This window comes from Pseudescherichia sp. (assembly GCF_031979925.1).
In the GTDB taxonomy this organism is placed as follows: Bacteria; Pseudomonadota; Gammaproteobacteria; order Enterobacterales; family Enterobacteriaceae; genus Pseudescherichia.
On record NZ_DALZFB010000013.1, the window covers coordinates 57591 to 77832 of the forward strand.

16 protein-coding genes and 4 tRNA genes are annotated in these 20242 nt (G+C 56.9%); 2 read left to right on the plus strand and 18 right to left on the minus strand.

Annotated features, from left to right (window positions below; all coding sequences use genetic code 11):
- Positions 1-2 precede the first annotated feature (2 nt).
- The 17 genes from RTM13_RS17990 to trxA all read right to left on the minus strand — a co-directional run bounded on the left by RTM13_RS17990 (position 3) and on the right by trxA (position 15227).
- Positions 3-79: transfer RNA gene (locus tag RTM13_RS17990), tRNA-Pro, on the minus strand.
- A gap of 43 nt (positions 80-122) precedes the next feature.
- A tRNA-Leu gene (locus RTM13_RS17995) sits at positions 123-208 on the minus strand.
- A 19-nt stretch (positions 209-227) separates the two neighbouring features.
- Positions 228-303, minus strand: a tRNA-His gene (locus RTM13_RS18000).
- Positions 304-371: 68 nt separating this feature from the next.
- A tRNA-Arg gene (locus RTM13_RS18005) sits at positions 372-448 on the minus strand.
- A 102-nt stretch (positions 449-550) separates the two neighbouring features.
- Entirely contained in the window at positions 551-1936 is a 1386-nt protein-coding gene (thrP, locus tag RTM13_RS18010) for a bifunctional threonine/serine APC transporter ThrP (RefSeq protein WP_312213855.1), read from the minus strand.
- Between the two features lie 239 nt (positions 1937-2175).
- Positions 2176-2916: a lipopolysaccharide N-acetylmannosaminouronosyltransferase gene (gene wecG / locus RTM13_RS18015; protein ID WP_312213857.1), complete on the minus strand. Its 741-nt coding sequence runs from the start codon at positions 2914-2916 to the stop codon at positions 2176-2178.
- 14 nt (positions 2917-2930) lie between these two features.
- Positions 2931-4283 (minus strand): ECA oligosaccharide polymerase, encoded by a 1353-nt coding sequence (gene wzyE / locus RTM13_RS18020; RefSeq protein ID WP_312213859.1) that lies wholly within the window; start codon positions 4281-4283, stop codon positions 2931-2933.
- Complete coding sequence (locus RTM13_RS18025) at positions 4280-5359, minus strand: TDP-N-acetylfucosamine:lipid II N-acetylfucosaminyltransferase (protein WP_312213861.1); 1080 nt, start codon at positions 5357-5359, stop codon at positions 4280-4282. The genes wzyE and RTM13_RS18025 overlap by 4 nt, the downstream gene beginning before the upstream one ends.
- Entirely contained in the window at positions 5356-6606 is a 1251-nt protein-coding gene (wzxE, locus tag RTM13_RS18030) for a lipid III flippase WzxE (protein ID WP_312213862.1), read from the minus strand. Before wzxE ends, RTM13_RS18025 begins: the two co-directional genes overlap by 4 nt.
- Before the next feature lies 1 nt (position 6607).
- Positions 6608-7738: a dTDP-4-amino-4,6-dideoxygalactose transaminase gene (rffA, locus tag RTM13_RS18035; protein ID WP_312213864.1), complete on the minus strand. Its 1131-nt coding sequence runs from the start codon at positions 7736-7738 to the stop codon at positions 6608-6610.
- Between the two features lie 4 nt (positions 7739-7742).
- The gene (gene rffC / locus RTM13_RS18040; RefSeq protein WP_312213866.1) at positions 7743-8420 is read right to left on the minus strand and encodes a dTDP-4-amino-4,6-dideoxy-D-galactose acyltransferase; all 678 of its coding nucleotides are present in this window, start codon (positions 8418-8420) and stop codon (positions 7743-7745) included.
- Between the two features lie 9 nt (positions 8421-8429).
- The gene (gene wecC, locus RTM13_RS18045; RefSeq protein WP_312213868.1) at positions 8430-9692 is read right to left on the minus strand and encodes a UDP-N-acetyl-D-mannosamine dehydrogenase; all 1263 of its coding nucleotides are present in this window, start codon (positions 9690-9692) and stop codon (positions 8430-8432) included.
- Positions 9689-10819 carry a non-hydrolyzing UDP-N-acetylglucosamine 2-epimerase gene (gene wecB / locus RTM13_RS18050; RefSeq protein WP_312213870.1) on the minus strand — a complete coding sequence of 377 codons (1131 nt, stop codon included), beginning with the start codon at positions 10817-10819 and terminating at the stop codon, positions 9689-9691. The genes wecC and wecB overlap by 4 nt, the downstream gene beginning before the upstream one ends.
- A gap of 56 nt (positions 10820-10875) precedes the next feature.
- Positions 10876-11922, minus strand: a complete 1047-nt coding sequence (gene wzzE / locus RTM13_RS18055; protein ID WP_312213871.1) for an ECA polysaccharide chain length modulation protein — start codon at positions 11920-11922, stop codon at positions 10876-10878.
- A gap of 13 nt (positions 11923-11935) precedes the next feature.
- Complete coding sequence (gene wecA / locus RTM13_RS18060; protein WP_312213873.1) at positions 11936-13039, minus strand: UDP-N-acetylglucosamine--undecaprenyl-phosphate N-acetylglucosaminephosphotransferase; 1104 nt, start codon at positions 13037-13039, stop codon at positions 11936-11938.
- Between the two features lie 244 nt (positions 13040-13283).
- The gene (gene rho, locus RTM13_RS18065; RefSeq protein WP_042394994.1) at positions 13284-14543 is read right to left on the minus strand and encodes a transcription termination factor Rho; all 1260 of its coding nucleotides are present in this window, start codon (positions 14541-14543) and stop codon (positions 13284-13286) included.
- 354 nt (positions 14544-14897) lie between these two features.
- Positions 14898-15227, minus strand: coding sequence for a thioredoxin TrxA (gene trxA, locus RTM13_RS18070; protein WP_042394997.1), 330 nt, complete (start codon positions 15225-15227; stop codon positions 14898-14900).
- Positions 15228-15362: 135 nt separating this feature from the next.
- Here trxA and rhlB point away from each other — a divergent pair, with 135 nt between their 5' ends.
- Together rhlB and gppA are read left to right on the plus strand one after the other, a co-directional pair.
- The gene (gene rhlB, locus RTM13_RS18075) at positions 15363-16634 is read left to right on the plus strand and encodes an ATP-dependent RNA helicase RhlB (protein WP_312213875.1); all 1272 of its coding nucleotides are present in this window, start codon (positions 15363-15365) and stop codon (positions 16632-16634) included.
- Between the two features lie 6 nt (positions 16635-16640).
- On the plus strand, positions 16641-18125 hold the full coding sequence (gppA, locus tag RTM13_RS18080; RefSeq protein WP_312213877.1) for a guanosine-5'-triphosphate,3'-diphosphate diphosphatase: 1485 nt from the start codon (positions 16641-16643) through the stop codon (positions 18123-18125).
- Positions 18126-18176: 51 nt separating this feature from the next.
- On the opposite strand, the gene rep is transcribed toward gppA, so the two are convergent.
- Positions 18177-20198 carry a DNA helicase Rep gene (rep, locus tag RTM13_RS18085; RefSeq protein WP_312213879.1) on the minus strand — a complete coding sequence of 674 codons (2022 nt, stop codon included), beginning with the start codon at positions 20196-20198 and terminating at the stop codon, positions 18177-18179.
- Positions 20199-20242 lie beyond the last annotated feature (44 nt).

Genomic DNA, 20242 nt, shown 5'->3' on the forward strand with positions numbered 1-20242 from the left:
TGTGGTCGGCGAGAGAGGATTCGAACCTCCGACCCACTGGTCCCAAACCAGTTGCGCTACCAAGCTGCGCTACTCGCCGATGTACTGCTTTTTGAATTTTTAGTTCAATTCATTTTAAGTCGTGGTGCGAGGGGGGGGACTCGAACCCCCACATCCTAAGGACACTAACACCTGAAGCTAGCGCGTCTACCAATTCCGCCACCTTCGCATTTCACAACTTTAAATAATGGGGTGGCTAATGGGATTCGAACCCACGACAACTGGAATCACAATCCAGGGCTCTACCAACTGAGCTATAGCCACCACTACTAATTCTTTTACGCGGTCCTGTTCAATTTCACAGTCCACCGCAGCTCCAGCACCGGGTAAAATGGTGCGCCCGACAGGATTCGAACCTGAGACCTCTGCCTCCGGAGGGCAGCGCTCTATCCAGCTGAGCTACGGGCGCTTAGCGCCGTTGCGGGGGTGGATATTACGGACTTCACACCCCGCTGTCTAGTGCCTTTTTAAATAAAATGCGCGTTTGGTTATGCTTTGCGCATTTTGTCTTTTATTTCCCCGTTTTTAACGTCGCAGCGTGCCGATTGAGGCGTAAAACCTTGTAGGCGAGCGATACCACAGCCAAAAAGATGATGCCGACAAACAGCGACATACGGGTATCGTCGTTAAAGCCCATGCCAATTAATACACAAAACAGGAACGCCATCGTTAAATAGTTCGCCCACGGGAAGAGGATCGAACGGAACGGGTGGCTGGCAATCTTTGCCCTATGCGCTTCACGGAAACGCAGCTGGCTAATCAGAATGACAAACCATGGCACCATGCCCGGCAACACGCTGGCGCTGTAGACGTAGACAAACACGCGCTGCGGGTTCGGAATGATGTAGTTGAGGCAGGAGCCAACCAGCAGGATAGCTATTGAGATAGCGACGCCCGCTACCGGTACGCCGTGGCGTGATACCTTTGCCACCGCAGCAGGCAGCTGACGGTTTTTAGCCAGCGCGTAGAGCATGCGTCCGCAGCTGTACATCCCGCTGTTGCAGCCCGAGAGCGCGGCGGTGAGTACCACGAAGTTGATGATCCCTGCCGCTGCGGTAATGCCGATTTTGGCGAAGGTCAGTACAAACGGGCTGCCGTTGCTGCCAATCTCATTCCACGGGAAGATGGTGACGATAACGAAAATCGCGCCTACGTAGAAGATCAGAATACGCCACAGCACCTTGCCTACCGCGCTACGCAGGGTGACCTGCGGATTTTTCGCCTCACCGGCGGTAATGCCGATCAACTCAACGCCCTGATACGAGGCGACAACAATACAGAGCGCGGTCAGGAAGCCCTTCCAGCCACCGGCAAAGAAGCCACCGTGCTCGGTCAGGTTACCAAAGCCAATTGCCTGCCCACCGTTGCCGAAACCAAAGAAGATCACGCCGAGGCCGACGATAATCATCACCACGATGGTGGTCACTTTGATCATCGCAAACCAGAACTCGATTTCGCCATACAGGCGCACCGCAGCCAGGTTAGCCAGCGCCACCAGCCCAACGGCTATTAATGCCGGTATCCACTGCGCCATCTCCGGGAACCAGAACTGGACATAGACGCCAATCGCGGTGATCTCTGATATTCCCACCGCCATCCACATAAACCAGTATGACCACGCCGTGAGATAGCCAAAAAACGGGCTCATATAGCGGTGCGCATAGACGGCGAACGAACCGGCTACCGGCTCGAGGAACAGCATTTCGCCCATCGAGCGCATGATGAAGAAAACAAAAAGCCCAGCCACAATATAGGCCAGTAAGACTGACGGTCCTGCCCACTTCAGGGTGCTTGCTGCCCCCATAAAGAGGCCAACGCCTATTGTGCCGCCTAAGGCGATTAGTTCGATATGTCGTGCTTCCAGCCCACGCTGAAGCTCCGGTTTACTCTCGGCCATAAATCCTCTGTCGTGTTTACTACTGTCCCGACGCTGCGGGTTATCGTTATCAGTGCAATCTCAGCTCATTGCGGCCGCAGGTTGCTGCAAATAGCACCGCGACTCCGCGTTGAGCGAGCGAATGGTTTCTTAATTTCGCTGAAATGGCAAACGATGCATAAGAAAAATCAATAGAAAGCACAATAAAGCAGCAAACAGAGGCAGGTACAGCGCAGCAGAATGGCTGCGCCGTCACAGGATTAGAGCTGGCCGCGATAGTGCCAGGCGAGGTAGCGCAGCAGACGCAGCTGGCGCGTGATGCGGCTGGGCTGTGACAGCAGGCGATAGAGCCACTCAAGCCCCATCCGCTGCCATACCTTCGGCGCACGCTTAATGTGGCCGGTAAAGACGTCATAGGTGCCGCCGACGCCCATATAGAGCGCGTGAGGATAAACGTCCCGACAGTCGCGCATTAGCAGCTCCTGGCGCGGCGAGCCCATCGCTACGGTGACAATCTTTGCCCCGCTGTCGCGGACGCGCTCAAACAGTGCCTGCCGCTGCTCGGGCTGGAAATAGCCATCCTGGCCGCCGACAATATTCACCTGCCAGCGATCGCGCAGCTGCTGCTGTGTCTGGGCCAGCACGCCAGGCTTGCCGCCGATCAGGAAAACCGGCGTCCCCTCTTTCCCGGCGCGCTCCATCAGCGCTTCCCAGAGATCGGCCCCTGCCACTCGCTCAACCACCGCCTGCGGGTACTTTTTACGCATTGAGCGCACTACGCTGATCCCATCGGCATACTTGAACTCTGCCGCCTCAATGAGCGCTCGTACCTGCGCATCGTCCTCAAGGGTCAGCATCTTCTCGGCGTTGATGGCCACCAGCGTGCCCTGCTTAAGTTCGCCACCGGCGAAAAGGAAATCCAGCGCGTGGGCCATGTTACGCCAGCCGATCAGCTGCAGGCCTCGCAGCGTATAAGTCGGTGCAGTCGTCGTGTCCGTCATGATGATTATCCTTATCAGGCTTGCGAGAGCGGTTGTGGTAAGCGCCCGGCGCGTTTGTGGATCAGCCCGGCGCTATCGAATAGCCAGTAGAGCAGCTTCGCCATCAGCAGGCAGGCACCAAAGACCACGAGGAAGAAGACGACGCGAGAAACAAAGGCATCCAGCCCCTCACGCGCCAGCACGATCATATTGAAGATGGCACCGAAACAGAAGCTGTGCAGAATCGCCGCCTTATAGCGGTTGGTTTCGCGGTTGCCCAGCTCATAAAGCCAGTCAAACCACTTAATGATCAGCCCAACTACGACCGCACCCAGCGGAATGAACCAGACCCCACCCATTACCACCAGCGAGCCGATCAGCGTCGGGGAGATCGCCAGCCCGGAGTGGTTGTTTAGCACTTCCCAGGTGAAGTAGTTCGCGGTGTTCAGCACGATGCCCGGCCTGTCTGGCCACAGCCAGGTAGGGATAAACACGTAGAAGTCGCGCACGATGGGCGCTAGCCCCTGGAAGTCGATCTTGTCATAGTTTTGCAACAGCAGGGAGAGGTTCTCCCACGGCGAGAAGGTGTCACGGGTAAGGTAAAGGAAGGTGTAAAACGCCTCGTCGCCGCTCACCTGTAACCCGTAACGCTTCAGTGCCAGCCAGAACATCCCGACGATACCCAGCACGCCCGCCGCCGCCAGCATCCACAGCGAGATCCAGCCGCGAATAATGCCGATAAACAGGAAAATAGCGAAAGCAATAATGATGTTGGCCCGCGTGCCGCCCACAATCATGTAGGTCAGCAGGCCAAAGGCAACGGTGCTCACCAGGAAGAAGATCCAGCCCCGGCCATCCTGGCGCAGGAAATAGACCACCAGCATGGCGGGAATAAAGAAATAGAAGAAGCGCTTAAGCGCCACCCCGGAAACTTCACTCGAAAAGATCTGGCTGTAGGAGTGCAGCCGGAATAGCAGGAAGCCGTTGTGCATAAAGAAGATGCTGACGCTCACTAAAGCGATAAGCATCAGCATCACCCACGCCAGATGCGTTTCCACCCGGTTCATGGTGAACAGCGGACGACGTGGCTTGACCGCGGATGACGGCCGCAGGCGCGTTTTATAGGTGACGTAGTAGATGGCGTAGAAGCAGACCGCCGCCAGCAGGGACTGCATCATCACCTCAGGCGGCGCAACCCCGACGTTGAAGCGGAAGACCAGAATGCTGGTGAGCGGAAAGCCAAAGAAAAACGTCAGCAGGAAAAGGAGCGAAAAGAAGACGTTAAAGTTAAAACGCACGCGGCGGAATTCAAACCAGGTCAGCGTGGCGATAAACAGCGTCGCCAGCAGCCAGATGGCCAGCAGACCAGAGAACGCAAGCTGGCTCATTGCGCACCTCCTGCAGCAATACGTAATGCCTCGTGCCATGGCGCAAGGTAGTTGGGGCTAAAGAAGGTAATGGCATTTTTATCCACCGCCGCCAGCTGCCGCTGGGCCTCGCGAACGACCGCCTCATCAAGCCTGTCACCGGTAAACAGCACCGGAATGTGCTGCTCAACCATATCCTGCCAGAAAGGGTTCTCCCGGTTTAACACGCAGGGGACACCTGCCTGGATTAGCAGACAGAGCGTGCCGATCCCCTGCTGGCGGGCAAAGATAAAGTAGCCAAGATCGCACCGGCGCAGCAGCGCCAGGTAGTCATCAAATTCTAGCTTATCGGCAAGGATGCGCAGGTTGTCCGCGCTAAACAGCGTCAGACCTGCCTGGCGCACTTCGGCAATATAGGCCTCGTTATTGGCTGGGTAGCCCATCGGCACGATGACGTTAACCGTATCACCGAACTGCTGATGAACAGCCTTCAGGGCCGCGATATGCTCGTTGCTGCGATCCCCGGAGTTGCCGACCAGTACCGTTAGCTTGCCCTCGCGCTGCGTCTCCTGCGCCATCGTGTTGAGCGTGGGATCCATGCGCGTCGGGAAGTAGAGCAGTTCGCCGCGCACCTGCGGATGACGACGGGCAAAAAAATGCAGGTCGCCACGGGTAGCAAAGATACAGCCGACCTGCCGCTGGGCGAGGCGCCGTAGCGGATAGAAAAGGCGAAACTTCAGGCTCTGAGAGACTTCGTAGAGATCGGCTCCCCAGGCGTGCCAGTTAAACTGCTGAGGCTTGATGGCACCGCGCAGCAGCGCCAGCCAGAGATCGGTATTGAACTGACCATGAAAGAAGAAGCGCTGCCGGCGATCGGCTTTGGCAAGGGCAATTACTGCCTGGGCCAGGGCTTTCTTACTGCTAAGAAAGCGTAGCGTAAGCGCCGGGAACTGCGCGCGCCAGCTCTCGTCGCCGCCGCAGATCATAAATTCGCGGGCATGCTCGCCCGTTGCCGCAAGGCTGTCGTTGAAAAAACGCAGCACGGTCAGGTTATGGTGTGGGATATCGGATCCCAGAACGTGAATCAGTGTAGTCATACCCTTTTACGCCAGAGTAGAAATACGCCACAACAGATGGCGAAATAAACGATATAGGTGGCCATGTAGGCCTGTGCCGCACCTAACGCCCCGTGCGCCGGAATGAGCCAGTGGGAAAAGGCCGTCAGCAGCGTAAACTGGCTCACTTCCGCCAGGATATAGAAGCTTAGCGAGGCGCGGGCAATCACCAGATAGCCAAAAACATACGCGCCGACTTTCAATACGTCACCGATCAGCTGCCAGGCAAAGAGATCGCGCATGGCGATAAACTTCGCTGAAAAAAGCAACCAGATAGCAAAATCACGCAGCAGCCAGACGGTAAAACTTGCCGCCGCCACCGCAGGCAGCACAAACCGCAGCGATTTGACGATCTCGCGGCTTATCGCCTGCTTCTCCGTCAGCCGCGACAGCGTAGGCAGCAGATAGACGCTGAACGAGGCGGTAATAAACTGCAAATAGGCATCGGAGATGCTGCTCACCCCCTGCCAGATCCCGACTTCATCCCAACCGTAGTGCGCCGCCAGCAGGTTTCGCATCATCACGTAGGCGACGGGCAACGTCACGGAGGTGATCAGCGCCATCAGGGTAAATTTGCCCAGCTGCCCGGCAAGGACACCGCTCCAGCGCGGCTTAAGGTAGCGTAGCGGCACAGTTTTACGGCGAATAAACAGCAGCAGCGCCGGGATGACTACCAGCGCCGGAACCAGCGCCAGGCCCAGCAGCGCGCCCTGATAGCCGCCCAGCCGGTAGCAGGCGTAGTAAGCGATCACCCCGATAATGCTGCCGCTGATTAGCGACAGCGCATTCCCGGCGGCGTCGCGAAAACCTTTCATCACCGCCAGCAGGAAGTTGGCCCATGCGATGCCCATCTGCACCAGCGCTACCAGACGTACCAGCCCCTGGAAGTGGGTATGGCCGAACAGCCCCTGGCTGATGGGGGCGGCAGCCAGCAGAAAAACAACGGCCAACAGCGTCGAGAACCCCAGCACCATGGTGGAAGAGGTGCCCACCACGTTGCGCAGCTGCGCCGGATCGTCATGGTACTGAGCTACAAATTTGGTGACGCCGTTAAAAATCCCAGCCCCGGCCAACACGCCCAGCACCGTCACCAGCTGGCGGAAGTTACCCGCCTGCCCTACGCCCGAGGGGCCAAAGGAGACGGCCAGCAGCTTAACTACCAGCAGTCCCGCGCCGATTTTGACCAGCGTGCTTGCCGCGGTCCAAAGTGAAGCCTTTGCCAGTGACATCTTACTTGAAGTAGCTCAGCAGCGTATTGATCACCGTGCGCTGGTTAACAGGTGAGAGGTTGTAGAACAGCGGCAGGCGTAGCAAGCGCTCGCTCTCTTTGGTGGTATAGATATCTTCGCTGAAGAATTCACCAAAGCGCTGGCCCGCCGGGCTAGAGTGCAGCGGAATATAGTGGAATACCGCCAGGATCTCCGCCTCCTTGAGGAAGGCGATCAGCTTGCTGCGATCTTCATCGTCACGCAGCTTGATATAGAACATGTGCGCGTTTTGCTCACACTCGGCCGGAACCGACGGCAGCTCAATACGCCCGGCGCGAGCCAGCGGCGTCAGGGCATCAAAATAGGTCTGCCACAGCGAGAGGCGCTGCTGATTGATACGATCCGCCGCCTCCAGCTGTGCCCACAGGTAGGCCGCCTGCAGATCCGACATCAGATAGCTGGAGCCAATATCGCGCCAGGTGTATTTATCCACCTGACCACGGAAGAACTGGCTGCGGTTGGTGCCCTTCTCGCGAATAATCTCAGCGCGTTCAACCAGCGCCCGGTCGTTGATCAGCGTCGCACCGCCTTCGCCCCCGGCGGTGTAGTTTTTAGTTTCGTGGAAGCTAAAGCAGCCGATATGGCCGATGGTTCCCAGCGCGCGCCCTTTATAGGTCGACATCACCCCCTGCGCGGCGTCCTCCACCACATACAGGTTATGATGCTTAGCGATAGCCATAATGGTGTCCATCTCACAGGCCACGCCTGCATAGTGGACCGGCACAATGGCGCGGGTGTTCTCGGTGATCGCCGCCTCGATAAGCCGCTCATCAATGTTCATGGTGTCCGGACGGACGTCGACAAAGACGATTTTCGCTCCGCGCAACACAAAGGCGTTGGCGGTAGAGACGAAGGTATAGCTGGGCATGATCACTTCGTCGCCGGGCTGGATATCCAGCAGCAGCGCCGCCATCTCCAGCGAGGCGGTACAGGAAGGGGTCAGTAGCACTTTGGCGCTGCCGAAACGCTGCTCCATCCACTGCTGGCAGCGACGCGTATAGCCGCCGTCGCCGCACAGCTTGCCGCTGCCCATCGCCGACTGCATGTAATCGAGTTCTGTACCCACAACCGGGGGCGCGTTAAAAGGGATCATTGGGTCACCTGTATAGCCAGTAGGCGGTGCTTTCCACGTTGGCACCGCTCTGAATGTAACGTTTAAGCGCCGCGGTATTGCCCACCTGGGTCGCGACACGCAGAACCGAAAGCTGACGCCGCTGCGCCCAGAGGAGCGCCGCCTGCATCAGGGCCTCCCCGGCACCGCGTCCGGCCAGCAAGCCGATGCGCGCCTCGCTGTCGTTCAACTGGCGCAGCGAAACAAAGGCGCGGATCTCACCGCTGGCGGTACGCAAGACCAGACACTCGTGGTCAAACGCGCCTTTCACCGCATTTTCAATCCACTGGGCGTAGAAGCGTCCGCTGGCGTCCGGGGCATACCACGGCGAACGGAACCGACTCTGTGCGAAGGCGTTGGCAGCCAGCTGGCGCAGCGGGCCAATATCTGCCGCGTCGGCCACCTGTGCGCCAGGGTCAGGAAGCGCGGCCGGCACGGCAAGGGCCAGATCAACCTCGCCTTCTACCAGCTTGAAACCCAGCTGCTGAAGCGCATCCAGCCGCACGGTATCCGTCGCCGGGATCTTGACCTGCACCCGCTGCCACGCGGCAAGCTGTGCCTCGTTCAGCGGCGCGGCACTGTCGTTCAGGCGCACAATGGCGCTGGAGATCCCAAAGAACTGGTTCTCCCAGGTTAATGGCTCAACTGTGCCGCGTACCGTCATATTGTCGCCTTAGCGCCAGACGCCTTTGGTATCAATAATGTATTGCTGGGTAACACGCTCCCCGGCAATGTCTTTAAATTCGCGATGATCTACCAGCATCACCAGCACATCCGCGTCGGCCAGCGCCGTATCCAGGGTCACCAGCTGGCAGCTGTCGGCCAGCGTTTTCGGCAGCTGATGGATATTTGGCTCCACCACCAGCGTCTCGCCGCTGTGCCACTCGGCAATGCTGTGGGCAATCTCCATTGCCGGGCTTTCCCGCAGATCGTCGATGTTGGGCTTAAAGGCGAGGCCAAAGCAGGCGATCTTGATTTCGCTGGCCCGCTTGTCGTTTGCCGTGAGGCAGTCGGCCACCGTCGCTTTGACCTGGCTGAGCACCCAGTGCGGCTTGCTGTCGTTAACTTCGCGTGCGGTACGGATCAGCCTTGCCTGCTGTGGGTTCTGCGCCACGATAAACCACGGGTCGACCGCAATACAGTGGCCGCCTACCCCAGGCCCCGGCTGTAAGATATTGACGCGCGGGTGACGGTTGGCGAGGCGGATCAGCTCCCAGACGTTGATGCCCTGGTCAGCGCAGATCAGCGATAGCTCGTTAGCAAAAGCGATATTCACGTCGCGGAAGCTGTTCTCGGTCAGCTTGCACATCTCAGCGGTGCGGGCGTTAGTGACCACGCACTCGCCTTCCAGGAAGATCTGATACAGTTCGCTGGCGCGGGCGGAGCACACCGGCGTCATGCCACCAATGACCCGATCGTTTTTAATCAGCTCAACCATCACCTGGCCTGGCAGCACGCGCTCAGGGCAGTAGGCAACATTGATATCCGCCTGTTCGCCGGCCTGCTGGGGAAAGGAGAGATCTGGGCGCAGATCCGCCAGCCACTGGGCCATCTGCTCGGTCGCGCCCACCGGCGAGGTTGATTCGAGGATCACCAGTGCGCCTTTTTTCAGGACGGGGGCGAGTGATTTTGCCGCCGCTTCGACGTAGGCCATATCCGGCTCGTGATCGCCCTTAAACGGCGTTGGCACAGCAATCAGGTAGGCATCCGCCTCCACCGGCGTGGTGCTGGCACGCAGGAACCCCCCCTCCACCGCGGCTTTCACGACCCGATCCAGCTCTGGCTCAACGATATGAATTTGCCCGCGGTTAATAGTATCCACCGCGTGCTGATTGATATCGATACCTACAACGCGCTTCTGCCGGGAGGCGAAAGCCGCAGCGGTGGGCAGTCCAATATAGCCCAGGCCAATGACGGAGATGGTTGCAAAGCTCATAGTGTTACCCGATTATTTTTGAGTGCGTGCAGAATAAGTTCACAGGCCTGCCCGCTACCGTAAGGGTTATGCGCCCGGCTCATTGCCTGCCAGGCGTCGTTGTCCCGCAGCAGCCGCGTCACCTCTTCGACAATGCGCTGGCGGTCGGTGCCAATCAGCCTGACCGTTCCGGCCTCGATAGCCTCGGGACGCTCGGTGGTTTCACGCATCACCAGCACCGGCTTGCCTAACGACGGGGCCTCTTCCTGAATGCCGCCTGAATCCGTCAGGATCAGCCAGGCTTTAGTCATCAGCCAGAGGAACGGCAGGTAGTCCTGCGGTTCAATTAAGATAATGTTTTTAACGTGTCCAAGGATGCGGTTCACCGGCTCGCTGACGTTAGGGTTCAGGTGTACCGGATAGACAATCTGCACATCCTGATGCTTCGCCGCAATGTCGACCAGTGCATGGCAGATCTGCTCAAAGCCCTGACCAAAGCTTTCGCGGCGGTGGCCGGTGACCAGCACCATTTTTTTAGATTCGTCGAGGAATGGATAACGTGCCGCCAGTTCGCTGTGCAGGTTTTCGTTATTCAGTACCGTGTCGCGCACCCAGAACAGCGCATCAATCACCGTGTTGCCGGTGACAAAAATCTGCTTATCCGGAATATTTTCGCGCAGCAGATTCTGCCGGGCGTTCTGCGTGGGGGCAAAATGGTACATCGCCAGATGCCCCGTCAGAGTACGGTTCGCCTCCTCCGGCCAGGGCGATGAGAGATCGCCCGTGCGCAGCCCGGCCTCGACGTGCCCAACCGGAATACGTTGATAAAACGCCGCCAGGCTGGCAGCAATGGTCGTCGTGGTATCACCATGGACCAGCACAACGTCAGGCTTAAATGAGGCAAGGATCGGCTTTAGTCCTTCGAGAATACGGCAGGTAATTTCCGTCAGTCCCTGCCCCGGCTGCATAATATCCAGGTCATAATCCGGAACGATAGAAAAAAGGTTCAGTACCTGGTCAAGCATCTCCCTGTGCTGCGCGGTCACGCAGACTTTGGCTTCAAAATAAGGGTCCTTTGCCAGCGCATGAACCAGAGGTGCCATCTTGATGGCTTCTGGTCGTGTGCCAAATACGGTAAGTACTTTCACAACGATTCTCTTCGATTAGATGATGAAGGCCGGGTGGCCTTCATATCAGGCAGCGCTTACAGTGAACGACGGCGAGTTAACGCAACACCAGCACCCACTAACGCCCCTACCATTCCCCACATGATCATCAGGAAGGCACGGCGCGGGCTATCGCGTTTTACCGGCTCTTCAGGCGTCCGCAAATAACGATAAGTCTGAAAACGGGGATCGAGCGTGGGGCCGACGTTGAGGGTATTCAGCATGGCTCGATTTTGATCATAGTCCAGATCGAACTCGGGCCCCACTGCCTGTAAATTTTCCAGCCGCGCCTGCAGCATTGGCCGGCCCAGCAGGAACAGCTCAGAGTCGGGAAGCTCATCAGGCGGCACTTCGGTCTCGCTGCGGGAGATATTATGCTGCTCGGCAACCTTTAACGCCTGCTCAACGCTGTGCGCCCGACGTTTAAAGATCGCATTCGCGACCTCTTCCTGACGTTTCACCTGGGCCTTCATCTGGATAGTACGCGCTGCCCATGCGCCTTTCAGCTCATCGTTAAGATGGCTGGCCGCGCGCTGGCTGGCAAAGGCGATATACTGGCGCAGCAGGTTATTGGAGTCAGGCGCGGTCTCCGCCGTCAGCTTAACGTTGTCACTGAGGCTACGCAGCGCGTCGCCTGGGGTGTACTGAATATTGTTAATCAGCTCATCAAGCAGCGCGGCGTCCGCCTTGCTGTTACCCACCGTACGCTGCTTGTAGTAGTCGGTCTGCAACCAGAAGTCACGGCGCGTATCCCATGACGCCAGCTGCATAATGAACTCTTTATAAGATTCGTCCATGACCGAGGGCTGATCGACCGGTGCCAGGTTAGCTTTGACATCAAGATTGCGCAGAAACTGCTGCTGGGAGTAGAAGCCGCCCAGCATGTTGACCGTAGGGCGATCGGTGATGGCCGTTGCGCCCCACTCCTGTCTGGCGAAGAAGGTGTAGGCCAGTGCGATAAGTGCAAAGGCCAGCGCCACGCCGACAATCCAGAATTTCCCCGCCCATAAAGTACGAAACAAACCGCGAATATCCAGTTCATTTTCCATACTTCCTGTATGTTTTCCCGACAATGGTTGAGTCATCGCTATCCCAGAATTACTTGGTTAGAGTTGGTTTATGTCCACTATTACGACGCATTTTACGTTTGACGCGTTTGATAAAGCGCGCCACTTTCCATGCACGTTTAATGCACCATCCGTACAGGAAGAAAGCTAGCACAAACAGTGCCAACATTACCCATTCAGGAATAAAATGCAGATATTCCGTTACTACGCCGACGGCGGCCAGCAGGGCAGCAGCCAGCGTAATCAGCACAAAGGCCTGGCGGGAGGTGAAACCGGCGCGCATGATCAGATGGTGAATATGCTGGCGGTCAGGGGAGAAAGGGCTCATGCCTTTGCGCAGGCGGCGGTACATGATAGCGACCATATCCATCAGCGGAATAGCGATAATCCACAGGGCGGTCACCGGGCTAATCGGGTGCGTCTGGCCCTGGGTGGTTTCCAACAGGATCCAGATAACGGTAAAGCCAATCAGCGTACTGCCCGCATCGCCCATAAAGACTTTATAGCGGCGGCCAAGAATACCCAGGTTAAGCAGGATATAGGGAAGAATGGCGGCGATCATCGCAAAGCACCACATCGCAAGACTAAGCTGACCGTCGAACCACAGAATAATGCCGATAGCGGCAAAGGAGACGCAGGAGAGCCCCCCGAGCAGGCCATCGATACCATCCACCATATTAAAGGCGTTAATCGCGGCCCAAACGGCAAACAGCGTCAGGAAGAAGCCGAACGGCCCCAGCACCATCTCCCAGGTGCCAAAAATGTAGCCAAGACTGCTGAGATAGAGTTTACCCACCACCATCATCACAATAGCAATGATTGCCTGAACGGTAGCGCGAATCTTAACGCTGATATCAAAACGGTCATCCAGCGCCCCGATAAACACCAGGACCCCGGCACACATGAGATAGAGCGCGGCATGCGGAATATAGTAGTCAGCAATAGCAAACGTATAGCAGATCCCGGCATAGACTGAGATGCCGCCCACTAAAGGGATTAACCCCTGATGACGTTTACGAAAGTTTGGTTTATCGACCAGCCCCACTTTTTTTGCCACTTTGCGGGCAAAAAAGAGAAAGATAAACGTGAGTAAAAAAATACTGAATAACTCAGTAACTGCAGTGAGTAAATTCACAATGCATGCTCTCAGCAAATGTTGATCCCGGAAGTATAACGACGATGCCCCCTCTCCAAAAGAGATAAAGCAGGTCACTTTCGGGCTCTATTGTATATTTTTCATTCAATTAGAACATAATCAGCTTGAATGCTTTGCATTACCGCAGCCTGCCATGGCCGACAGCGGATCCCCTGGCTATAGCCTATATTCCATAAATAAAAAACGCCACGTAAAAACGTGGCGTTTACAGGCTTTATTTAAGTTACGAGCGCTTCATCATATCGAAGAAGTCATCGTTAGTTTTGGTCATCGCCAGTTTATTGATGAGGAACTCCATCGCGTCGATCTCACCCATCGGGTGAATAATTTTGCGCAGGATCCACATTTTCTGCAGCTCTTCCTGAGTGGTGAGCAGCTCTTCTTTACGCGTACCAGAGCGGTTGTAGTCGATAGCCGGGAAGACGCGTTTCTCAGCGATTTTACGCGCGAGATGCAGCTCCATGTTGCCGGTACCTTTAAACTCTTCGTAGATAACCTCATCCATTTTAGAGCCGGTATCAACCAGCGCGGTGGCGATGATGGTCAGGCTACCGCCCTCTTCCACGTTACGCGCGGCACCGAAGAAGCGCTTCGGACGGTGCAGGGCGTTGGCATCCACACCACCGGTCAGTACCTTGCCCGAGGCCGGAACGACGGTGTTATAGGCACGCGCCAGACGGGTAATGGAGTCGAGCAGAATGATAACGTCTTTTTTATGCTCAACCAGACGCTTCGCCTTCTCGATCACCATCTCGGCAACCTGAACGTGGCGAGATGCTGGCTCATCAAAGGTAGAGGCAACCACTTCGCCTTTGACCAGACGCTGCATCTCAGTTACTTCTTCCGGACGTTCGTCGATCAGCAGCACCATCAGCACGCAGTCTGGGTGGTTATAGGCAATGCTCTGGGCAATGTTCTGCAGCAGCATTGTCTTACCCGCTTTCGGCGGTGCAACGATCAGGCCACGCTGGCCACGGCCAATCGGCGATGCCAGATCCAGAACACGTGCGGTTAAATCTTCTGTTGAACCGTTACCGCGCTCCATACGCAAACGCGAGTTAGCGTGCAGCGGGGTTAAGTTTTCAAACAGGATCTTGTTGCGCGAGTTTTCCGGCTTGTCGTAGTTAACCTCGTTAACCTTCAACAGCGCAAAGTAACGTTCACCCTCTTTAGGAGGACGAATCTTACCTGAAATGGTGTCACCAGTGCGGAGGTTGAAACGGCGGATTTGGCTAGGGGATACGTAGATGTCATCAGGACCGGCGAGGTAGGAGCTGTCTGCGGAGCGGAGGAAACCAAATCCGTCCTGCAATATCTCTAACACACCGTCGCCAAAGATATCTTCGCCACTCTTCGCGTGCTGCTTCAGGATGGCAAAAATGATGTCCTGCTTGCGCATGCGAGCCTGGTTTTCCAGACCCATATTTTCGCCGAGAGTAATCAGCTCAGAAACCGGCGTATTCTTTAATTCGGTAAGATTCATAGTGGTGTGGGTTCTTAAACTCGGGGTAAATCTCGAACTTAATTTGTGAATGGTATGGCAGGATCATCCATGCCTGTTAGCGGCCATCAACTCATGTCTGTTCGCTGTCTGCTTACAGGAAGAACACAGAACTGAAACGACAAGACGGATTGAGTGACAAGCCCGGAATCTATCTGCTTCTCTCGCGGCGCTGTGGCTGGCGGGAAGCATCGGGTACAACATGATTCAAACTGACAAGGTTCAAACCACAAAGATATGTTTATTTCGAAGTCAAAACTAACTTAGCACGACTCACGCCGGGCGTCCAGCAATCCACTAAAATTAGGAGTGCCAGACGCCAGACGGTTAGAACCTTTACGCCAGGTTAGCGTCAAGGAACTCTTTCAGCTGCCCTTTGGACAGTGCGCCTACCTTGGTGGCCGCCACTTCGCCGTTTTTGAACAGCAGCAGGGTCGGGATACCACGGATGCCGTATTTCGGCGCGGTGCCTGGGTTCTGGTCGATGTTCAGCTTAGCCACGGTCAGTTTACCCTGGTACTCGTCAGCGATCTCATCCAGAATCGGGGCGATCATTTTGCACGGACCACACCACTCTGCCCAGAAATCGACGAGGGTCAGCCCTTCCGCTTTGAGTACGTCCGTGTCAAAACTGTCGTCGGTCAGGTGAATAATTTTATCGCTCATATTTACTCCACAGGATTATGTCTACCTTATTAAGGTCTGTAGCATAGCCTGGCTAAAGGTTGACGTTATTTCACCCCGTTTATTTGAACGGATGTGCTTTCGTAAAGCAATAGTAAACTGATATTCTACCACACTATGAGCAAAACACATTTAACAGAACAGAAGTTTTCCGACTTCGCCCTGCACCCGAAGGTGATTGAAGCCCTTGAAAATAAAGGCTTTCATAACTGTACACCTATTCAGGCACTGGCCCTTCCGCTAACGCTGGCGGGTCGTGATGTTGCGGGACAGGCGCAAACCGGTACCGGCAAAACGATGGCGTTCCTGACGTCAACGTTTCATTATCTTCTCTCTCACCCGGCGATCGAAGACCGCAAGGTGAACCAACCGCGCGCGCTGATCATGGCTCCAACCCGTGAGCTGGCGGTGCAAATTCATGCCGATGCTGAGCCGCTGGCACAGACCACCGGCCTGAAACTGGGCCTCGCCTACGGCGGCGACGGCTATGATAAACAGCTTAAGGTGCTGGAGAGCGGTGTTGATATCCTTATCGGCACCACCGGCCGCCTGATCGATTACGCAAAACAGAACCATATCAACCTGGGCGCGATCCAGGTCGTGGTGCTGGACGAAGCCGATCGCATGTACGATCTCGGCTTTATTAAAGACATCCGCTGGCTGTTCCGTCGCATGCCTGCGACAAACCAGCGCCTGAACATGCTCTTCTCCGCGACGCTCTCTTACCGCGTGCGTGAGCTGGCGTTTGAGCAGATGAACAACGCCGAGTATGTGGAAGTGGAACCGGAACAGAAAACCGGCCACCGTATCAAAGAAGAGCTTTTCTATCCGTCCAACGAAGAGAAAATGCGTCTGTTGCAAACGCTGATCGAAGAGGAGTGGCCGGATCGCGCCATCGTCTTCGCCAACACCAAGCACCGCTGCGAGGATATCTGGGGCCACCTGGCCGCCGATGGCCACCGCGTTGGGCTGTTGACCGGCGACGTTGCGCAGAAAAAACGCCTGCGGATCCTCGAAGAGTTTACCCGTGGCGATCTGGACATCCTGGTGGCGACCGACGTTGCTGCCCGCGGCCTGCATATTCCTGCCGTGACCCACGTCTTTAACTACGACCTGCCGGATGACTGCGAAGACTACGTCCACCGTATCGGCCGTACCGGTCGCGCGGGTGCAAGCGGGCACTCTATCAGCCTCGCCTGCGAAGAGTATGCTCTGAACCTGCCGGCTATCGAGACCTATATCGATCACTCGATTCCGGTCAGTAAATACAATCCGGATGCGCTGCTCAGCGAGCTGCCGCCGCCGAAGCGCCTGCCGCGCACGCGTCCGGGCAACGGCCCGCGCCGTACCGGTGGTGGTGCGCCACGTAACAGACGTCGTTCAGGTTAATCTCCTATGCTCACCTCTAACTCGCTCTACGCCGCTATTGATTTAGGTTCGAACAGTTTTCATATGCTGGTTGTGCGCGAGGTGGCGGGGAGTATACAGACCCTGACCCGCATTAAACGTAAAGTACGCCTGGCGGCGGGACTGGACCGCGACAACCGGCTCTCCCCGGACGCCATGGCGCGCGGCTGGCAGTGCCTGCGCCTGTTTGCTGAGCGGCTGCAGGATATCCCGCCGATGCAGATCCGGGTGGTCGCCACTGCGACCCTGCGCCTGGCCGTTAACGCCGAGCAGTTTCTTGCCACCGCGCAGGAGATTTTAGGTACGGCTGTCCAGGTGATTAGCGGTGAAGATGAGGCGCGCTTGATCTATCAGGGCGTGGCCCACACGACCGGCGGGGACGATCGCCGCCTGGTGGTCGATATCGGCGGTGCCAGCACTGAACTGGTGACCGGCACCGGCGCGCACGCTACTTCACTCTTTAGCCTGTCGATGGGCTGTGTCACCTGGCTCGAACGCTTCTTTGCCGATCGCAATCTGGCCCAGGAAAATTTCGACGCGGCGGAGAAGGCGGCGCGGGAGGTTCTACTCCCGGTGGCTGATGAGCTGCGTCGTCACGGCTGGAAAATCTGCGTCGGTGCCTCCGGCACCGTTCAGGCGTTGCAGGAGATTATGATGGCGCAGGGCATGGATGAGTGCATCACCCTTGCCAAACTGCAGCAGCTAAAGCAGCGCGCTATTCAATGCGGTCGGCTGGAAGAGCTGGAGATTGAAGGGCTGACGCTTGAACGGGCGCTGGTCTTCCCGAGCGGGCTGGCGATCCTCATCGCCATCTTTAGCGAATTGGAGGTTCAGGGCATGACCCTGGCCGGCGGCGCGCTGCGTGAAGGCCTTGTCTATGGCATGCTGCATCTGCCCGTCGATCACGATATTCGCAGCCGTACGCTGCGCAATCTTCAGCGTCGTTTTATGGTGGATTCCGGCCAGGCCCAGCGCGTGGCCCAGCTGGCCTCCCGCTTTGCGGAGCAGGTTCAGAGTGAATGGCAGCTGGAGCCGTTAAGCCGCGAGCTGCTGCTTAGCGCCTGTCATCTGCATGAGATTGGCCTGAGCGTTGATTTCAAGCACGCTTCCCAGCATGCCGCCTACCTGGTGCGTAATCTGGATCTGCCGGGCTTTACGCCTGCACAGAAGAAGCTACTGGCCACGCTGCTGCTCAACCAGACTAACCCGGTCGATCTCTCCTCCCTGCACCAGCAAAACGCCGTGCCGCCGCGTACGGCGGAGCACCTCTGCCGTCTGCTGCGCCTGGCGATTATCTTTGCCAGCCGCCGTCGGGATGAGTTTTTACCCGAGGTCTCGCTGGCCGCCAGCAGTGAAGTGCTAACGTTAACCCTGCCGGAGAGCTGGCTGGCGACGCATCCGCTGGGAGCTGAGACGCTTGCTCAGGAGTGCCAGTGGCAGAGCTATGTTCACTGGGCGCTGGCGGTCAACTAGTCTGCTATCAAATAAAACGCCCGGTGGCGCTACGCTTACCGGGCCTACATGCTATTTAGTCCTGGCTTTCGCCATCATTGCCCTGATATTGGCGATACTCGCCTGCCCTTTATGCATCCGCTCTTCTGCACTTATTACCTTGCGCTCCTGTTCCCAGATAAGATCGTCCTGAGGTAACTCCAGCAGGAAGCGGCTCGGCTCGGGCCGTACCAGCTCGCCATACTGACGACGCTCTTTGCACAGGGTAAAGTTCAGCTCCTTCTGCGCCCGGGTGATGCCTACGTAGGCCAGCCGACGCTCCTCATCGATGTTCTCCTCATCAATGCTGCTCTGGTGGGGCAGCAGCCCCTCTTCCATGCCAACCAGGAAAACGTAAGGGAACTCCAGTCCCTTGGAGGCATGCAGGGTCATCAGCTGAACCTGATCCGACTCCTCATCGCTTTCGCCCCGCTCCATCATGTCGCGCAAGGTAAAGCGCGTCACCACCTGGGTGAGCGTCATCGGCTCGTCAATCTCCGACCCCTCCAGCATCTCGGTCATCCAGCTAAAGAGCGTATTGACGTTTTTCATCCGCATCTCAGCGGCCTTCGGGCTGGGGGAGGTCTCATAGAGCCAGGATTCATAGTCGATACCGTGGATCAGGTCACGCACTGCGGCAATCGGCTCCCGCTCGGAGAGACGCTGCACCTCGCTTAACCAGTGGGTAAAGCGGGTCAACGACTCATACCCGCGCCCGCTCAGCGTCTGGGTAAGGCCCATGTCAAAGCTGGCGGCAAACAGCCCTTTGTTGCGCGAGTTGGCCCACTCGCCCAGCTTTTGCAGCGTCGCCGGACCGATCTCACGCTTCGGCGTGTTAACGATACGCAGGAAGGCGCTGTCGTCATCCGGATTGGTCAGCACCCGCAGGTAGGCCAGCAGGTCCTTGATCTCCGGACGGGAGAAGAACGAGGTGCCACCCGAAATACGGTACGGGATCCGGTTCTGCATCAGAAACTTTTCAAACACCCGCGACTGATGATTACCGCGATAGAGAATGGCGTAATCTTTGTACTGGGTCTTATTGATAAAGTGGTGCGCAATCAGCTCGCCCGTCACGCGTTCGGCCTCATGATCTTCATGATTAGCGCTGAGCACCTTCAGCTCCGGCCCGTAGCCCAGCTCTGAAAAGAGCTTTTTTTCAAAAACGTGTGGGTTATTGGCGATCAGAATATTGGCCGCCTTCAGGATGCGCCCCGAGGAACGGTAGTTCTGCTCCAGTTTGATCACCTGCAACGCGGGGAAATCCTCGCTGAGCAGAACCAGGTTCTGCGGACGCGCCCCGCGCCAGGAGTAGATTGACTGGTCGTCATCGCCTACTACCGTAAAGCGCGCCCGCGCGCCCACCAGCAGCTTTACCAGCTCATACTGGCTGGTGTTGGTATCCTGATACTCATCCACCAGCAGATAGCGAATCTTATTCTGCCAGCGCTCGCGCACCTCTTCGTTACGCTGGAGCAGCAGGGTGGGAAGCAGGATCAGGTCATCGAAGTCCAGCACGTTGCAGGCCTTCATATGCGCGTCATACAGGCTGTAGCAGTGGGCGAAAATGCGGTCCCGCTCGCCCTTAGCCTGCGCTACCGCCTGGGCCGGGGTCATAAGATCGTTTTTCCAGTTAGAGATCGTCGAGATCAGCTGCTGAAGGATCGTTTTATCCTCTTCGATCAGCCCCTCGGTCAGATCCTTGAGCAGCGCCACCTGATCGGTATCGTCAAAGAGCGAAAAGTTAGATTTCATGCCCAGCGCGCCGTACTCGCGCTTGATGATATCCAGCCCCAGGGTGTGGAAGGTGGAGATCATCAGGCCGCGTGCCTCTTTACGACCTAGCGTCTGGCCCACACGCTCTTTCATCTCGCGTGCGGCTTTGTTGGTAAAGGTCACCGCCGCGATATGCCGGGCCTGGTAGCCGCAGCCGCGGATCAGATGCGCTATCTTGTTGGTAATGACGCGGGTTTTACCGGATCCAGCCCCTGCCAGTACCAGGCAGGGTCCGGTGACGAATTCGACGGCTTGCTGTTGCCCTGGATTTAGACGCATGGGATCACTCAATGAAAGTCGGGAGAGGAGAAAAAACGCGTGGT

Coding starts and splice junctions, on each gene's coding strand:
- thrP (WP_312213855.1), bottom strand. CDS start 1,936: ATGGCCGAGAGTAAACCGGAGCTTCAGCGTGGGCTGGAAGCACGACAT.
- wecG (WP_312213857.1), bottom strand. CDS start 2,916: ATGACGGACACGACGACTGCACCGACTTATACGCTGCGAGGCCTGCAG.
- wzyE (WP_312213859.1), bottom strand. CDS start 4,283: ATGAGCCAGCTTGCGTTCTCTGGTCTGCTGGCCATCTGGCTGCTGGCG.
- RTM13_RS18025 (WP_312213861.1), bottom strand. CDS start 5,359: ATGACTACACTGATTCACGTTCTGGGATCCGATATCCCACACCATAAC.
- wzxE (WP_312213862.1), bottom strand. CDS start 6,606: ATGTCACTGGCAAAGGCTTCACTTTGGACCGCGGCAAGCACGCTGGTC.
- rffA (WP_312213864.1), bottom strand. CDS start 7,738: ATGATCCCTTTTAACGCGCCCCCGGTTGTGGGTACAGAACTCGATTAC.
- rffC (WP_312213866.1), bottom strand. CDS start 8,420: ATGACGGTACGCGGCACAGTTGAGCCATTAACCTGGGAGAACCAGTTC.
- wecC (WP_312213868.1), bottom strand. CDS start 9,692: ATGAGCTTTGCAACCATCTCCGTCATTGGCCTGGGCTATATTGGACTG.
- wzzE (WP_312213871.1), bottom strand. CDS start 11,922: ATGACTCAACCATTGTCGGGAAAACATACAGGAAGTATGGAAAATGAA.
- rho (WP_042394994.1), bottom strand. CDS start 14,543: ATGAATCTTACCGAATTAAAGAATACGCCGGTTTCTGAGCTGATTACT.
- trxA (WP_042394997.1), bottom strand. CDS start 15,227: ATGAGCGATAAAATTATTCACCTGACCGACGACAGTTTTGACACGGAC.
- rhlB (WP_312213875.1), top strand. CDS start 15,363: ATGAGCAAAACACATTTAACAGAACAGAAGTTTTCCGACTTCGCCCTG.
- gppA (WP_312213877.1), top strand. CDS start 16,641: ATGCTCACCTCTAACTCGCTCTACGCCGCTATTGATTTAGGTTCGAAC.
- rep (WP_312213879.1), bottom strand. CDS start 20,198: ATGCGTCTAAATCCAGGGCAACAGCAAGCCGTCGAATTCGTCACCGGA.